Below are 15,120 nucleotides of genomic sequence, written 5' to 3'. Positions count from 1 at the left end.
TCGGTGGCTAGTTGTCCGTGTCGCGAGGTAGCCCCAGAATCCGCTCACCGGCGACGGTGAGCAGAATCTGTTCGGTTCCACCAGCGATCGAGAGGCAGCGGGTGAGCAAGAACTCCTTCGCCACCTCGGTATCAGTCGCGCCTGCTGCTCCCGCGGTCTCCACGGCGAATTCCGCGACCGCTTGCCGATGCCGCACCCCGATCAGCTTGCGCACACTGCTCTGCGCACCGGGATCACCGCCGGCCAGCATTTTCAGCGTGGCCCGTTGTTCGAGCAAAAGCCCGGCGATCGCTTCGGCGACGAAACCGCCGAGCCGGTCGTTGCGCAGTTCCGCACCGGGGCCGGTCGCGGGCGTTTTCGCGATCAGTTCCTCCAGCGTCGGTCCGATACCACTGCCACTCATCGCTATCCGCTCGGCGGACAGGGTGGAACGGGCGATCCGCCAGCCGTTGTTCACCTCGCCGACCACACAGTCGTCCGGGACGAACACATCGTCGAGGAAAACTTCGCTGAAACGCGCCTCACCGGTGATCTGCACCAGCGGGCGGACCTCGAGTCCGGCACTGCGCATATCGACGAGGAAGTAGGTGATACCGCGATGTTTAGGCAGGCTGGGATCGGTACGAGCCAGGCATATCGCCCAATTCGCCTGATCGCCCAGAGAAGTCCACACTTTCTGCCCGCGCAGCACCCAGCCGCCGTCCACCTTCTTCGCGGTAGTGCGCAAGGCGGCCAGATCCGAGCCCGCCTCCGGTTCGCTGAACAGCTGGCACCAGAGCACCTCACCGTGCAGCGTCGGCCAAGCGAAACGGTCGATCTGTTCCTTGGTGCCATGGTGCAGCAGCGTGGGGATCGCCCAACCACCGATGGTCAGATCCGGCACCGTGAGCCCGGCGCGGCGTAACTCCTCGGCGATCACCAGACCGGTCATCGGGTCCGCGGCGCGGCCATAGGGCCGGGGCCAATGCGGCATGACCAGCCCTGCCTCGACTAGCGCGGCACGCTGCTGTCCCGCAGGTAGCGCGGCGATCCCGGCGAGCTCGGCCGCAAGGCCGTGCGTACTGTCACCGTCCACCGCGGCCACCCCGTCGGCGGCGAAGACTCGATCGGCGCCGGTAGTGCGCCGCAGGCCCTGGCGGGTCAACTCGGTGACCCTGGCCCGCCAGCGCGCCGAACCACCGAGCAGCTGCCGCAGTGCCAGCGCTCTGCGCAGGTAGAAATGCGCATCGTGCTCCCAGGTGAAGCCGATACCGCCGAGCACCTGGATGCAGTCTTTCGCGGTTTCGACCGCCGCGTCCAGCGCGATGGCGGCCGCGATCGCGCTGGCGATCGGCAATTCGGCGCCGCCTTCGTCCACGGCAGCCGCGGCGTCGGCCGCGACAGCGCGAATGAGTTCGGTGCGGCACAACATCCAGGCGCAGATGTGCTTGACCGCCTGGAATGATCCGATCTTGCGTCCGAACTGCTCCCGCACCGTGGCGTAGGCGACCGCGGTCTCCAGACACCACCCCGCGATACCGGCCAGTTCGGCGGCGACCAAGGCGATGAGCAGATCCTCGGCGGCATGCGGCGCGGTGAACACCAGTTCGGCGGGCACCCGCAGCTGCGCACAGTGCACTCGGGCCAGTGGCGTACTCGGGTCGAGCGGTGCGAGCGGCTGGACCTGCAGCCCCTCGGTCTCCGGCGGGATCAGGCACCAGCGCTGCCCCTGCTCCAGCTGCACCGGCAGCAGCACGGCGGTACCAGGCGCGGCACCGAGCACCCATTCCCAGGTACCCGTGAGCACAAGCACATCGTCCGCGGTGGCGCTCGCGGGTAAGCTCACCGGCGAATCGACAATGCCGTCGAGCGCGACACCGCAGGGCAGGTCCTCGTCGAGGTGTCCCGCGGTGATCAGATTGGCCAGAGCCGTCGCGAGCACGGGACCGCCGACCAGATCGTGCGCCGCTTGCTCGAGCAGGACGGCGAGATCGGCAACCGAGCCGCCCGCCCCGCCTGCCTCCTCGGCCACCGCGACGCGGAAGACCCCGAGTTGGGCCAATGCCTGCCAGTAGGCCCGCCAAAAACCGGCCTGGTCGGCCCGCATTGTTGCAATTGGGCGGACCGATTCCGCCCACCCGCGCATCGACTCCTGAACGGCTTTGTGCTCTTCAGTGGTGGCGATGGTCACACTCCATACCGCCTTTCCGGCGTGACTCCCACACCTAGAACATGTTCTAATATCCTAGCCGGGCGTAAGTCAAGAGACCATCGCCGCAACGGCACATCGCGCGCAGCAGACGAAACGATTTTTCTGGAAAGGACTTTCATCGATGGCCAGCCCGTCTCGTTCGCAGCCAGCCGACCCGAGCGTGGGGCTATCCACCGCAACGGTCACCACACTCAGTGAAGACGAACTGAGCTCGGCAGCGCAGCGTGAGCGGCGCAAGCGGATTCTGGACGCGACTTTGGCTCTCGCCTCCAAGGGCGGTTACGACGCGGTCCAGATGCGCGCGGTGGCCGAGCGCGCCGATGTCGCGGTCGGCACGTTGTACCGGTACTTCCCCTCGAAAGTGCACCTGCTGGTGTCGGCACTGTCCCGCGAATTCGAGCAGATCGAGAGCAAGCGCAGGCCACTGGCCGGGCAGACTCCACAGGAACGGATGCACCTGCTGCTGACTCAGATCACCAGGATGATGCAGCGCGACCCGCTGCTCACCGAGGCCATGACCCGCGCGTTCATGTTCGCCGATGCCTCCGCCGCCGCCGAGGTCGACCGCGTCGGCAAGGTGATGGACCGGGTGTTCGCGCGGGCGATGAACGACGGCGAGCCCACCGAACGGCAATTGGCCATCGCGCGGGTCATCAGCGATGTGTGGCTGTCGAACCTGGTGGCCTGGCTGACCCGGCGTGCCTCGGCCACCGATGTCACCCAACGACTCGAACTCACTGTCGACCTGCTACTCGGCGACCGTAACCAGTAAGCCGGGTTCATCCGGGCGGAATCGGCAACACATTCGCGGCGAATTCGACGCCCATCCGGCGCGGATCGGCTGTTTTGCGACGAAGCTCACCCGCTCCGATCCCCTTGTCATTAGCTGGGCAGATCCTTCTGGTGCCGGTTCCGTGCGCGCGTTATAGCGCGTACCGGGACCGGCACGCTTCGGTGTGGCAAATTCGACGCAGTATTGTTTTTCACGCCCCGGAAAAAACTCCTCCGATCACTAGGTTGGATGCGTGAGCGCACAGGATCTGCCACTGGAACTTCGTCGTGCACTGTCGACGGTCGCGCGCGTACCCCGGCTGCTGGTCGCATCGGACTACGACGGGACACTCGCGCCCATCGTGTCCGACCCGGCCAAGGCCTTTCCCCATCGAGAATCGGTGAGTGCCTTACGGGCGCTCGCCGGCCTGACCGGAACCACCGCCGCCGTGATCTCGGGGCGCGCACTGCGGGATCTCGCGGCATTGTCCCGGCTTCCGGTCGAAGTACAACTGATCGGTAGCCATGGCTCGGAATTCGACGTCGGCTTCGTCCATGCCATCGACAATGACGCCAAACAGTTGCTCCGCGAGATCCAGTCGACGCTGAATCACATCGCCTCGGACAATCCCGGTGTCTCGGTCGAGACCAAACCGGCCAGTGTCGCGTTGCACGTGCGCAATGCCAGCCCGGAGATCGGGCACCGCGCACTGACCCAGGTCCGGCTCGGCGCGGCATCCTGGTTCGGCGTACAGGTCACCGAAGGCAAGGCTGTCATCGAACTGGCGGTGGTACAAACCGACAAGGGTGTAGCACTGGATACCATTCGACACCAGACGGGCGCATCGGCCGCGGTGTTCTTCGGCGACGACGTCACCGACGAGAAGGCCTTCCGGGCGCTGTCAGGACCCGATGTCGGCATCAAGGTCGGCGATGGTGAGAGCCTGGCCAAATTCCAGGTGGACAATACCGAGGCCGTGTCCTGCGCACTGGCATATCTGCTCGAAGAGCGCCGCACCTGGCTTGCCGGCGCGAGCGCGCCACGCATCGAACGGCTGACCATGCTGGCCAGCCCGCGCTCGGTGGCACTGCTGACCCCGGACGCGACCGTGACCTGGCTGTGCCATCCTGAGCCGGATTCCGCGGCGATGTTCGCGCATCTACTCGGCGGCACGCAGGCCGGCCACTTCACCATCGAGCCGGAGCGCCCTGGCCTGCCACTATCCCAACGTTATGTCGACGGCACCATGACCGTCGAAACCCGTTGGGCCAGTTTGCAGGTTGTCGACTACCTGCCCCACGATGTCGCCCCGAACCGCACCGACCTGACCCGGGTGATCACCGGCCACGCGAAAGCAGTGGTCACCTTCGCCCCGCGTCCGGAGTTCGGGCAGGTTCCGGTGAATATCGAAGCCCTGGGTGACGGGCTGCGGGTGCACGGCACCAATGATCCGATCGTCCTGCGCTCCCCCGGCGTGCGGTGGGAGATCGCCTTCGACGGGATCCATGAGTCCGCCCGAGCGGTGGTCGACCCTTCCCGGGGACCCATTTTGCTCGAATTACGCTGTGGCACCACCGATCTCGATCCCGTCACCACCGAAGAGCCGCAGCGCAGGCAGGAGGCGGAGCGCTATTGGTCGGAGTGGGCCGCGCAGCTCGCGCTGCCGCCGCTGAAGCCGGATCTGATGAAGCGCTCCGCCCTGACCCTGCGCGGTCTGGTACACGCGCCTTCCGGCTCGATCCTCGCCGCCGCCACCACCTCGCTACCCGAGGACATCGGCGGCGTGCGTAACTGGGACTACCGCTACTGCTGGCTGCGTGATGCGGCGCTGACCGCGCAGGCGCTGGTCTCGCTCGGCTCGCTCGACGAAGCCGAGGGTTTCCTCGGCTGGGTGCACCGGGTACTGGAAACACTGCCAGGGCCAGAGCGCCTGCATCCGCTGTATACGCTGTACGGCGAGACGCTGCCACCGGAGGCATCGATCGACCAGCTGCCCGGCTACGCGGGTTCCCGCCCGGTGCGCGTGGGCAATGCGGCGAATATGCAGGTGCAGCTGGATGTCTTCGGTCCGATCGTTGATCTCATCTCGGCTCTGGCCCATGCCAGGGAACTGCGCGGGATCACCGGCTCAGCGGAGGTGCTGCCGGACGCGGACTGGGAGCTGGTGCGCGCCATGGTCTCGGCGGTACAGCGCCGCTGGCAAGAGCCCGATCACGGTATCTGGGAGATCCGCGGCAACCCCCGCCATCACGTGTACTCGAAGGTGATGGGCTGGCTCACTGTCGACCGGGCGTTGACCTTGGCGCAGAAATTCGATCGGGAGGTCGATCCGGCGTGGGCGATACTGCGCGACACCATCGCCGACGAGGTGAAGGCCAAGGGCTGGAACGATGAGGTGCAGTCCTACACCGCGGCCTACGACGGCACCGACCTGGACGCGGCGACCCTGCACATCGGGCTGAGCGGACTGATCGATCCATCCGATCCGCGCTTCACCGCGACCGTTGTGGCGACCGAGGCCGAGTTGCGCAGCGGCTCCACCGTGTACCGCTACCGCCACGATGACGGCCTGCCCGGTGGCGAAGGTGGATTCCACCTGTGCGCGGCCTGGCTGGTCGAGGCGTATCTGTTGATCGGAAAGCGCTCGGACGCCGAGGCGCTGTTCGCCCAGCTGGTCGATGTCGCAGGCCCGACCGGGCTGCTCAGTGAAGAGTACGATCCGGTTGCCGAACGGTCGCTCGGCAACCATCCGCAGGCCTACAGCCACCTCGGTCTCTTACGTTGCGCGCAGCTGCTCGGACAGCCGGTGGGAGCCGCACTGGTCTGACGGCACCACCCCGGGGCCCGCGAACGAGAAACGTTCGCGGGCCCTTCATATTCGCTAACCGGCGCCGGCGCAAAGTCATACCGGTTGACGCCCCCTGTTAAAGTTAAACGGTAACGATTTCCATTATCTAGAGTTTCACCAGGAGTACCCCACATGAGAACCCGATTCGCCCGAAGATGCGCAGGCATCGCCATGTGGGTCGCCTCCGCCACAACCCTCGCCGCCTGCGGCGGCTCGACCCCCGACGACGGCAAGCCGATCGTCGTCGCCTCCACCAATGTCTGGGGCGATATCGCAACCGTCATCGCAGGTCCCGATGCCACCGTCCGGGCGCTGATCACCGATCGGTACGCCGACCCGCACTCACATGAGACCTCGGCCGTGGAATCGGCCGCACTGCGCGACGCCGACCTGGTGGTCTACAACGGCGGGGGCTATGACGAGTTCGCAGAGAAGGCAGTGGCAGACACGAGCACGCGCGTCGTGAACGCATTCGCCGTTCGGGCCGATAAGAGCGACGATAACGAGCACGTCTGGTACGACATGAACACTGTCGATGTGGTCGCCGAACGAATCGCGACCCAACTCGGCGAACTGGACCCGGATCATGCCGCCGCCTACACCGAACGCGCGCAGGCATTCCGAAACCAGCTCACCGATATCGCCGCGATCACCGGCAAGCTCGCCGCCGAACAGCCGGGAACGCCGGTGCTGCAGACCGAACCGCTCGCGTATTACCTGCTACGCGCCGCCGGAGCCGAGGATCTGACCCCGCACGAGTTCCAAGAAGCCATCGAGCAGGAGACCGACCCCGCGCCCGCGGCCTTCGCCGCCACCAGAGACCTGCTCACCGACAAACGAGTTCGCGTACTGGTCTTCAACGCGCAGACCAGTGACAAGATCACCGAGGAGCTGCGCGATATCGCCAGCGACGCGGGCATCGCCATCGTCGAAGTGACCGAAACCATACCCGAAGGTATGGATTACCTTCAGTGGCAAACAGCGAACGCGCAGGCCTTCGCCGCCGCAGTGAGCTGAGCACATGAGTAGAAAGACCGAGCCAATGGCGCAGCAGCGGCAATCAGATCGCGATAACGACTCGGCTGCCGTACGACTGGAAGCCGCTCGACTGTCCTTCGGTGACCGCACCCTCTGGCAAGAACTGAACCTCACCGTCACCAGAGGCGAATTCATCGCCGTCCTCGGGCCGAACGGGTCGGGTAAGACCTCATTGCTGAAGGTACTGCTCGGTCAGCTCCCGTTGAGTTCGGGCACCGCGCGGATCGCGGGTTCTCCCGCACGCACCGGCAATCCGGATATCGGCTATGTGCCACAACAGAAGACCATCGATGCCGGGGTGCAGTTACGCGGTATCGATCTGGTCGGGCTCGGTGTCGACGGACATCGTTGGGGGCTCGGACTGCGCTCACGCGCGGAACGCAAACGCAAGGTGGCCGCGGCCATCGCGGATGTCGGCGCGGAGCATTTCGCGCACGCGCCACTGGAATCCATGTCCGGCGGCGAACAGCAGCGGCTCCGGGTGGCTCAGGCATTGGCAGGCGATCCGAAAGTGCTGCTGTGCGATGAACCGCTGCTCAGCTTGGACCTGGCTAATCAGCGCCTGGTTGCCGAGCTGATCGACCGCAGGCGGCGCACCCATGCCACCGCGGTACTTTTCGTAACGCACGAGATCAATCCGATTCTGCCGCTGGTGGATCGAGTGCTGTACCTGGTCGACGGACGGTTCCGGATCGGGACGCCGGACGAGGTGATGACCTCCGCGGTGCTCTCAGAGCTGTACCGGACCGAGGTGGACGTGGTACGGGTACGCGGGCGGCTGGTGGTTGTCGGCACCGGCGACACCCTGGACGCGCTCGGCACAGCGGGCGGGCACTGCCACGGCGCGGCGGGCGACGGATTCGCCAAGGGTGTCTCCTCACCGGAGGGAACACTGCCCGCCCGTGCCGCGGCGGCGAGCGACCTGCTCTCCGGGAACTCGACACTCGGCGACACCACGCACAGCGGCAGTGACTCGGCCCACTCGACATCCGGTGCCGCCGCACCGCACGATACCCCTCGAAACACCGCGGACCCGAGCACCGACGGCGGGCATAACCACAGCGCCTGCCCATCGAGCGTGCCCTCGGATTCGAGCGGAGTGCGCTCATGATCGACAAACTCTCCGATGTCGTCACGAAGATGCTGGATGTCTCGACCACCGCGAATCTGCTGTCCTACGACTTCGTCCAGCAAGCCCTGCTGGCCGCGGCATTGCTCGGACTACTGTCCGGAGTGATCGGCCCGCTGATCATCAGCAGGCAGATGTCGTTCGCCGTGCACGGCACCAGCGAACTTTCGCTGACCGGAGCCGCCGCCGCACTATTGGCAGGCATCGGAGTCGGCCTCGGCGCCATCGCGGGCTCTGTGGTCGCGGCCGTGCTCTTCGGGGTGTTGGGAACCCGCGCGCGGGAACGCGACTCGGTGATCGCGGTGGTGCTCTCCTTCGGGCTCGGGCTCTCTGTGCTGTTTCTGTGGCTGGGTCCCGATCGGGCCGGATCGAAGTTCTCGCTGTTGACCGGACAGGTGGTCAGCGTCGGTGACAACGGGCTCGGCCTGCTCGCCGTCTGTACGGCAGGCGTGCTGGCGGTGCTCGCGTTCGTCTACCGGCCGCTGCTGTTCGCCAGCTCCGATCCCGAAGTGGCCGTAGCGCGCGGAGTGCCGGTGCGCATGCTGTCGATAGTGTTCGCCGTACTGCTCGGCATCACAGCCGCGTTCGGGGTGCAGATCGTCGGGGCGCTATTGGTGCTGGCCCTGCTGATCACTCCGGCCGCAGCGGCGGCGCAGCTCACCGCGAATCCCGCCACGGCGACCATGCTCGCCGTGCTGTTCGCCGAGATCGCCGCAGTCGGTGGCATCATCTTATCGCTGGCGCCCGGTGTGCCGGTCTCGACATTCGTCACCACGATCTCGTTCCTGATCTACCTGATCTGCCGGGTGCTCGGCGCCCGCCGCCGCAAGGCCGCACAGGTCCGCTGAGCGGGTGCTCCCGGCCCGCGTGGCCTCGAATACCCGCACTGCTACACCGCATTACCACCGAACGCCACCCATGAGCCGCAGCAGCGCTCGGGTGGCGTTCGCATTCTGATGGCACCCGACTTCAGTTTTTTCCGGTGAGTTTCGTATGCTCGACGCATCGCCTCGAGGAAGAAATGGTGACCACGATGATCGACTTCGCGATTCCCGCCGAACTCGCCGCCGAACGCGACCGAGTCCGCCGATTCGTCATCGACACAATCGTCCCGTACGAACGGGATCCGCGCCTTACCACGCACGGCCCGACCGATGAACTGCGCCAAGAGCTGGTCGAGCTCGCCCGCGCGGAGAAGCTACTCACCGTGCAGGCGCCCGAATCGCTCGGCGGACGCGGACTGACCCACCTGGAGCAGGCGGTGATCTACGAGGCCGCGGGCTGGTCCACACTCGGCCCGATCGCGATGAACTGCGCGGCACCCGATGAGGGGAATATGTTCCTGCTGTCCAAAGTGGCCGATCAGGAACAGGTTCAGCGTTATCTGGCCCCGGTGATCGCCGGGCAGCAGCGTTCGGTCTTCGCCATGACCGAGCCCGACGGCGCCGGTTCCGATCCGGCCCAGCTGGCCACCGAAGCCACCTTCGATGGCACGAATTTCCGCATCAACGGCCGTAAATGGCTGATCACCGGTGCCAACGGCGCGAAGACCTGGATCATCATGGCCAGGCTCGCGGCCAATCCGTATCTGCCCGAAGGCCCAACGTTGTTTCTGACCGATGGCGACCAACCCGGCATCGTCATCGAACGCACGATGAACACTATGGACCGCAACTACGTCGCCGGACACGGGGTGGTCCGCTTCGACAATCTGCTCCTACCCAAGACGGCACTGCTCGGTGAAGCAGGTCAAGCGCTGCGCTACGCTCAGCTCCGGCTGGCTCCCGCCCGCCTGACCCATTGCATGCGCTGGCTCGGCGCGGCAGAGCGAGCACAGCACATCGCGATCGAACACGCGCGCACCCGCACCTCGTTCGGCAAGCCGATCGGTGAGCACCAGGGCGTTTCGTTCATGTTGGCGGACAATGCGATAGCACTGCACCAGTGCAGACTCACCATCTGGCACGCATGCTGGCTGATGGATAACGGCCAGCAGGCACGGCATGAGAGTTCGATGGCCAAATCGTTCGTCTCCGAAGAGCTGTTCAAGGTCGCCGACCGGTGCGTGCAGGTGCTCGGCGGTATCGGCATCAGCGACGAGACGGTGGTCGAGATGATCTTCCGTGACATGCGTGCCTTCCGGCTCTACGACGGGCCAACTGAAGTGCACAAATACGCGATCGGACGCAAGGTCTTACGCGGATAGCCGAGATTCTCCGCACCGAACCGGTGGCCCTCCCGGTCGGCTACCATCCTGTGATATGTGCCCGGAACTGCACATCGATGTCTCCGCAGGGGTCGCCGTGCTCACACTCAACCGACCCGCGCGACAGAACGCCTTCACCCCGGCGCTGGCCGCCGAACTGAGCGCCGCACTACAGCGCTGCGATACCGAAGACACCATCCGCGCCGTGGTTCTCACCGGTACCCCGCCCGCGTTCTGCGCGGGCGCGGACCTGTCCGCTCAGGTCGGTGCGGTCAGCGCGACCATCGACCCGCCACCATGGCGAGTCCGCAAACCGATGATCGCAGCGGTGAACGGACACGCGGTAGGCATCGGTCTGACACTTGCCCTGCAATGCGATCTGCGGTACATGGCGCGCGATGCGATCTACGCGCTCAACCAAGTTCGCCGTGGCGTCCTGGCCGACGGCTGTGCCCACTGGCTACTCCCCCGGCTGATCGGCATGGCCAATGCGGCCGACATCATGCTGACCGGACGGGCCTTCGATGGCGAGGAGGCACAGGCGCTCGGCTTGGCCAATAGCTGCCTGCCCGCGGACGAAGTACTGCCGATAGCGCTCGCCGTCGCGCAGGATATCGCCACTGGTCCGGCCCCGCTGCCGGTGGCATTGTCCAAGCGGCTGCTGTGGGCGGGGCTGGAGATGAGCCAGGAGGTGGTCGGCAGGCTGGAGACCGAACTCAATCAGGATGTCGCCGAGAGCATCGACTGCGGTGAGGCCATGACCGCGTTTCGCGATCGTAGACAACCGCACTGGTCCGGTAGCGTCAGCACGGAATGGCCCGCCTGGGATGCCGCCGGAAAGCGAGAACCACCAAGGGGATCAGGCATCACCTCGGAGCAGGAGGAGTAGATACAGCGTGGCCAGACAGATCATCAGAATGGTGCCGATGACGCCGAGGACATAGCCGACCAGCACCTGGGTACGGCCACCGTAGGCACCACCGGATTTCTCGATCTGGTCCAGCGCCCGCCTGCCCATCGCCCATGCCACCGGCCCCGTTATTCCGAAGCAGAGGATGCTGATCGCGCCGAGGAGCAGCACCGCCGTCGCATTCGGATGCTCGACCGGTTGACCGATAGGCTGATTCGGTATCACCACCAGCCGAATTCTACTGGGTACTCCCGTCTTTGCGTGGATTTCGCCAGTCGCCCGGTAAGCGCCGGATAAGCTCCGGCGCGGCGAACCCGTTAGGCGGGCATAGCGGCAACGAGGGTGCGATCGAGATCGCCCGGTTACCGCACGGCGCTCACGTCCGGCGCTGCCTGGCAATCTCCGAGAGCACTACGCCCGCGGCTACCGAGGCGTTGAGTGATTCCACCGGACCCGCCATCGGAATGGACAGGATCGCATCGCAGGTCTCCCGCACCAGGCGGGACAAGCCCTTGCCCTCCGAACCGACCACGAGCACGATCGGATCGCGGCCGTCCAAGGTGTCAAGGGAGGTATCGCCACCCGCGTCCAAGCCGATGACCTGAATACCCTTCCCGGCCCAGTCCTTCAAGGTGCGAGTCAGATTAGTCGCGCGGGCGACCGGAAGCCGAGCCGCGGCACCAGCACTGGTGCGCCAGGCCACCGCGGTGACACTCGCGCTGCGCCGCTGCGGGATCAGCACGCCGTGCCCACCGAAAGCCGCGACCGAACGGATCACCGCGCCGAGGTTGCGCGGATCGGAGATATTGTCCAACGCGACCAGCAGCGCGGGCGTCGCCGCATCGCGAGCCCGGTCGAGCAGATCATCCGGATGGGCGTAGCGATACGGCGGTACCTGCAACGCAAGGCCCTGATGCAATCCGTTGGCGCTCAACCGGTCCAGATCGGTGCGCGGCACCTCCAGGATGGAGATGCCGGTATCGGCGGCGATCCGCACGCTCTCGGTCAATCGATCGTCGTTCTCGGTACCGACCGCGACATACAACGCCGTCGCGGGCACACCGGCACGCAGACATTCGACCACCGGGTTACGCCCGAGCACCAACTCCGGACCGTCATCGCTCTTACGCCCCGCAGGCCTGCCCCGACCACCGCCGGACGGACGCCCCTGAGTAGCCTTGGCTTTGGCGGCCGCCCGTTTGGCGGCGGGATGTTTGGTCCGCTGCTCGGCAGGTGGCGTCGCACCGCGGCCCTCCAGCCCACGCCTGCGCTTACCGCCGGAGCCGACCACAGCGCCCTTCTTGCTACCAGTCTTACGCACCGCGCCCCGACGCTGTGAATTTCCTGCCATCACTTGGCCTTTCCGGTTTGTGGTGCGCCGAGTACCCATCCTGGGCCATTGGCGGTATCGGTGACCTCGATACCAGCGGACTGCAACCGCGCGCGTACCGCGTCGGCGGTTGCCCAGTCCTTCGCCTCCCGCGCCGCTTGGCGGCGGTCCAGTTCCGCGTGCACCAGCACATCCAGGGCGTCCAGCGCAGCCGAAGAGTCTCCCTGCGCGCACCAGTGCGGGTCGAGCGGGTCGGTACCGAGAATGCCGAGCATGGCACGTACCTGGCCGGCCAGATCACGCGCGGTGTCGATGGCCTCGGCTTCCAGCGCCTTATTGCCCTCGTGCACTACCCGATGAATTTCGGCCAGCGCCTTCGGTACGGCGAGATCGTCATCGAGAGCAGCGGCGAACCCGTCGGTCCATTTACCCACCGGAATATCACCGGCCCGGTCGAGCGCCCGATACACAAAAGCCTCGATGCGCTGGTAGGACTGTGCTGCGTCGAAGAGCGCCTTGTCCGAGTACTCCAGCATCGATCGATAGTGCGCACTACCAAGGTAGAAACGGAGTTCGACAGCGCGAACCTGGGTGAGCATATTAGGCACCGAGAGCACATTGCCCAGCGATTTGGACATCTTGTCCCCGCCCAAGGTCACCCAGCCGTTATGCAACCAGTACCTGGCGAAACCCGCACCGGACGCCTTCGATTGGGCGATTTCGTTCTCATGGTGCGGGAAGACCAAATCCATACCACCGCAATGGATATCGAACTCCGCACCGAGATAGAACTCGGCCATCACCGAGCATTCGAGATGCCAGCCGGGGCGGCCGGAGCCCCAGGGCGATGGCCAGTGCGGTTCATCCGGCTTGGCCGCCTTCCACAGGGTGAAATCCCGTGGATCGCGTTTGCCTTCGCCCGCGCTCTCACCCTGGTGCACATCGTCGATCTTGTGACCGGAGAGCTTTCCGTACTCTGGGTAGCTGACCACATCGAAGTAGACATTGCCCGCCGAGGCGTAGGCGTGCCCGCGGTCGATCAACCGCTGCATCATCTCGATCATCTGGGTGATATGACCGGTCGCGCGGGGCTCCGCGGAAGGTGGCAGCACGCCGAGCTGTTCGTAGGCGCGGTCGAAAGCACGCTCGTGGGTAGCGGCCCACTCCCACCACGGCCTGCCCGCCTCGGCGGCTTTGGTCAGGATCTTGTCGTCGATATCGGTGACATTGCGGATGAACCAGACATCGTAGTCGTGCGCGAGCAACCAGCGTCGTAGTACGTCGAACGCGACTCCGCTACGGACATGGCCGATATGCGGTTCCCCCTGCACAGTGGCGCCACACAGATACACCGAAGCACGGCCGGGGACCATGGGTGCGAAATCACGCATGGTCCGCGTATCGGTGTCGAAGAGGCGCAGAGTCACGGAAGTCGATCCTAACTGGTGGTCAAGGGCGTTCACGGACCGGATCGGATCCGTGACATTTCGGAGCAGGATCAGCGACAGTCGTGTAACAGAGCGGTCGCTATCGCGGCGATTCCCTCGCCACGACCGGTCAGCCCGAGACCGTCGGTGGTGGTGCCGGACACCGAGACAGGGGCGCCGAGCAAATCGCCGAGCACCTGCTGCGCCTCGGCCCGCCGCGGCCCGATCTTTGGCCGGTTACCGATCACCTGGACCGCCGCGTTGACCACTTCGAATCCGGCTTCACCCAGCAGTCGACGAACTTCCTTCAGCATGGCCGCACCGGAGACGCCCGCCCATTCCGGGCGTCCGGTACCGAAGACCGCGCCGACATCACCGAGACCGGCCGCGGACAGCAATGCATCGCACAGCGCGTGCGCGGCGACATCACCGTCCGAGTGGCCCGCGCAACCGTCGGTATCGTCGAACAGCAGACCGGCCATCCAGCAGGGACGTCCGGCTTCGATGGGATGCACATCGGTGCCGATGCCGACGCGCATGCTCATGGCGCAACCATCCGGCCCGCCCCCGTATGGTTGCGCACCGCGCCCGCGAGCAGGAGGTCTAGCGGAGTGGTGATCTTGAATGCCAGTGGATCGCCGGGGATGGTAGTCACCTGGACACCAAGCCGCTCGACCAATCCCGCATCATCGGTGGCCTGGATGCCGTGGGTCGCGTAGGCACGGCGCAGCAGATCTGCGGTGAAGCCCTGTGGCGTCTGGATGGCGCGTAACTGGGCCCGGTCCGGAGTGCCGGTTACCGTGCCCGCCTCGTCCACGGATTTGATGGTGTCGGCGACCGGGAGCGCGGGAACCACCGCTCGATGGCCCGCGCGTAGCCGCGCGACCACCCGTGCGATCAGCTCGGGCGGTGTGAGAGCTCGTGCGGCGTCGTGCACGAGAAAGTAGGCCGCCTCTGGTGCCGCGGCGAGACCCGCCCGCACCGAGTCGATACGTTCGGCGCCACCGACGACCACCCGCACCGAGTCCGAAGACGGCAGCAGGGCAACGGCACTGTCGGCGAATTCGGTGGGAACTATCACGATGATCCGGTCGACCGCGGCGGAGGCGAGCAAGCCTTCTACCGCGAGCCGGACCATGGGTGTACCGCCGACCTCGACGAACGCCTTGGGGATCGTTTCACCCAGACGCACCCCGCGACCGGCGGCAGGCACCAGTGCAACCACGGGCCCGCCGACGGAACGAGCACCGTTATCGAGTGTGTTCACGG

12 protein-coding genes and 1 pseudogene are annotated in these 15,120 nt (G+C 65.8%); 7 read left to right on the top strand and 6 right to left on the bottom strand.

Annotated features, from left to right (window positions below; translation table 11 throughout):
• Window positions 1–7: 7 nt before the first annotated feature.
• Entirely contained in the window at window positions 8–2,170 is a 2,163-nt protein-coding gene (locus ACL02S_RS17660; protein WP_412803536.1) for an acyl-CoA dehydrogenase family protein, read from the bottom strand.
• Between the two features lie 142 nt (window positions 2,171–2,312).
• On the opposite strand from ACL02S_RS17660, the gene kstR reads away from it, so the two are divergent.
• From kstR to ACL02S_RS17625, 7 genes and pseudogenes are all read left to right on the top strand, one after another.
• A complete protein-coding gene (gene kstR, locus ACL02S_RS17655) occupies window positions 2,313–2,963 on the top strand; it encodes a cholesterol catabolism transcriptional regulator KstR (protein WP_412803535.1) in 651 nt (216 codons plus the stop codon).
• A gap of 253 nt (window positions 2,964–3,216) precedes the next feature.
• The gene (otsB, locus tag ACL02S_RS17650; protein ID WP_412803534.1) at window positions 3,217–5,790 is read left to right on the top strand and encodes a trehalose-phosphatase; all 2,574 of its coding nucleotides are present in this window, start codon (window positions 3,217–3,219) and stop codon (window positions 5,788–5,790) included.
• A 153-nt stretch (window positions 5,791–5,943) separates the two neighbouring features.
• Entirely contained in the window at window positions 5,944–6,828 is an 885-nt protein-coding gene (locus ACL02S_RS17645; protein WP_412803533.1) for a metal ABC transporter solute-binding protein, Zn/Mn family, read from the top strand.
• A gap of 25 nt (window positions 6,829–6,853) precedes the next feature.
• A pseudogene (locus tag ACL02S_RS17640) lies at window positions 6,854–7,681 on the top strand (metal ABC transporter ATP-binding protein); the annotation flags it as partial.
• A 275-nt stretch (window positions 7,682–7,956) separates the two neighbouring features.
• On the top strand, window positions 7,957–8,826 hold the full coding sequence (locus tag ACL02S_RS17635; RefSeq protein WP_412803532.1) for a metal ABC transporter permease: 870 nt from the start codon (window positions 7,957–7,959) through the stop codon (window positions 8,824–8,826).
• 185 nt (window positions 8,827–9,011) lie between these two features.
• Complete coding sequence (locus ACL02S_RS17630; protein ID WP_412803633.1) at window positions 9,012–10,184, top strand: acyl-CoA dehydrogenase family protein; 1,173 nt, start codon at window positions 9,012–9,014, stop codon at window positions 10,182–10,184.
• Between the two features lie 55 nt (window positions 10,185–10,239).
• Window positions 10,240–11,073, top strand: a complete 834-nt coding sequence (locus ACL02S_RS17625; protein ID WP_412803531.1) for an enoyl-CoA hydratase/isomerase family protein — start codon at window positions 10,240–10,242, stop codon at window positions 11,071–11,073.
• On the opposite strand, the gene ACL02S_RS17620 is transcribed toward ACL02S_RS17625, so the two are convergent.
• The 5 genes from ACL02S_RS17620 to ispD all read right to left on the bottom strand — a co-directional run bounded on the left by ACL02S_RS17620 (window position 11,044) and on the right by ispD (window position 15,118).
• Window positions 11,044–11,322, bottom strand: a complete 279-nt coding sequence (locus ACL02S_RS17620; RefSeq protein WP_412803530.1) for a DUF4190 domain-containing protein — start codon at window positions 11,320–11,322, stop codon at window positions 11,044–11,046. The genes ACL02S_RS17625 and ACL02S_RS17620 overlap by 30 nt on opposite strands.
• Window positions 11,323–11,470: 148 nt before the next feature.
• Complete coding sequence (rlmB, locus tag ACL02S_RS17615) at window positions 11,471–12,445, bottom strand: 23S rRNA (guanosine(2251)-2'-O)-methyltransferase RlmB (RefSeq protein WP_412803529.1); 975 nt, start codon at window positions 12,443–12,445, stop codon at window positions 11,471–11,473.
• Entirely contained in the window at window positions 12,445–13,851 is a 1,407-nt protein-coding gene (gene cysS / locus ACL02S_RS17610) for a cysteine--tRNA ligase (RefSeq protein ID WP_412803528.1), read from the bottom strand. The genes rlmB and cysS overlap by 1 nt, the downstream gene beginning before the upstream one ends.
• 71 nt (window positions 13,852–13,922) lie before the next feature.
• Window positions 13,923–14,390 carry a 2-C-methyl-D-erythritol 2,4-cyclodiphosphate synthase gene (ispF, locus tag ACL02S_RS17605; protein WP_412803632.1) on the bottom strand — a complete coding sequence of 156 codons (468 nt, stop codon included), beginning with the start codon at window positions 14,388–14,390 and terminating at the stop codon, window positions 13,923–13,925.
• 2 nt (window positions 14,391–14,392) lie between these two features.
• The gene (ispD, locus tag ACL02S_RS17600) at window positions 14,393–15,118 is read right to left on the bottom strand and encodes a 2-C-methyl-D-erythritol 4-phosphate cytidylyltransferase (RefSeq protein ID WP_412803527.1); all 726 of its coding nucleotides are present in this window, start codon (window positions 15,116–15,118) and stop codon (window positions 14,393–14,395) included.
• Between the last annotated feature and the right edge of the window lie 2 nt (window positions 15,119–15,120).

Source organism: Nocardia spongicola (assembly GCF_047200775.1).
Taxonomy (GTDB): domain Bacteria; phylum Actinomycetota; class Actinomycetes; order Mycobacteriales; family Mycobacteriaceae; genus Nocardia.
This window is presented reverse-complemented; position numbering and strand designations above follow the sequence as displayed.

Excerpts from the sequence above, each read along its gene's own strand:
- kstR (WP_412803535.1), top strand. The coding sequence starts at position 2,313 with ATGGCCAGCCCGTCTCGTTCGCAGCCAGCCGACCCGAGCGTGGGGCTA.
- ACL02S_RS17645 (WP_412803533.1), top strand. The coding sequence starts at position 5,944 with ATGAGAACCCGATTCGCCCGAAGATGCGCAGGCATCGCCATGTGGGTC.
- ACL02S_RS17635 (WP_412803532.1), top strand. The coding sequence starts at position 7,957 with ATGATCGACAAACTCTCCGATGTCGTCACGAAGATGCTGGATGTCTCG.
- ACL02S_RS17630 (WP_412803633.1), top strand. The coding sequence starts at position 9,012 with ATGATCGACTTCGCGATTCCCGCCGAACTCGCCGCCGAACGCGACCGA.
- ACL02S_RS17625 (WP_412803531.1), top strand. The coding sequence starts at position 10,240 with ATGTGCCCGGAACTGCACATCGATGTCTCCGCAGGGGTCGCCGTGCTC.
- rlmB (WP_412803529.1), bottom strand. The coding sequence starts at position 12,445 with ATGGCAGGAAATTCACAGCGTCGGGGCGCGGTGCGTAAGACTGGTAGC.
- ispF (WP_412803632.1), bottom strand. The coding sequence starts at position 14,390 with ATGCGCGTCGGCATCGGCACCGATGTGCATCCCATCGAAGCCGGACGT.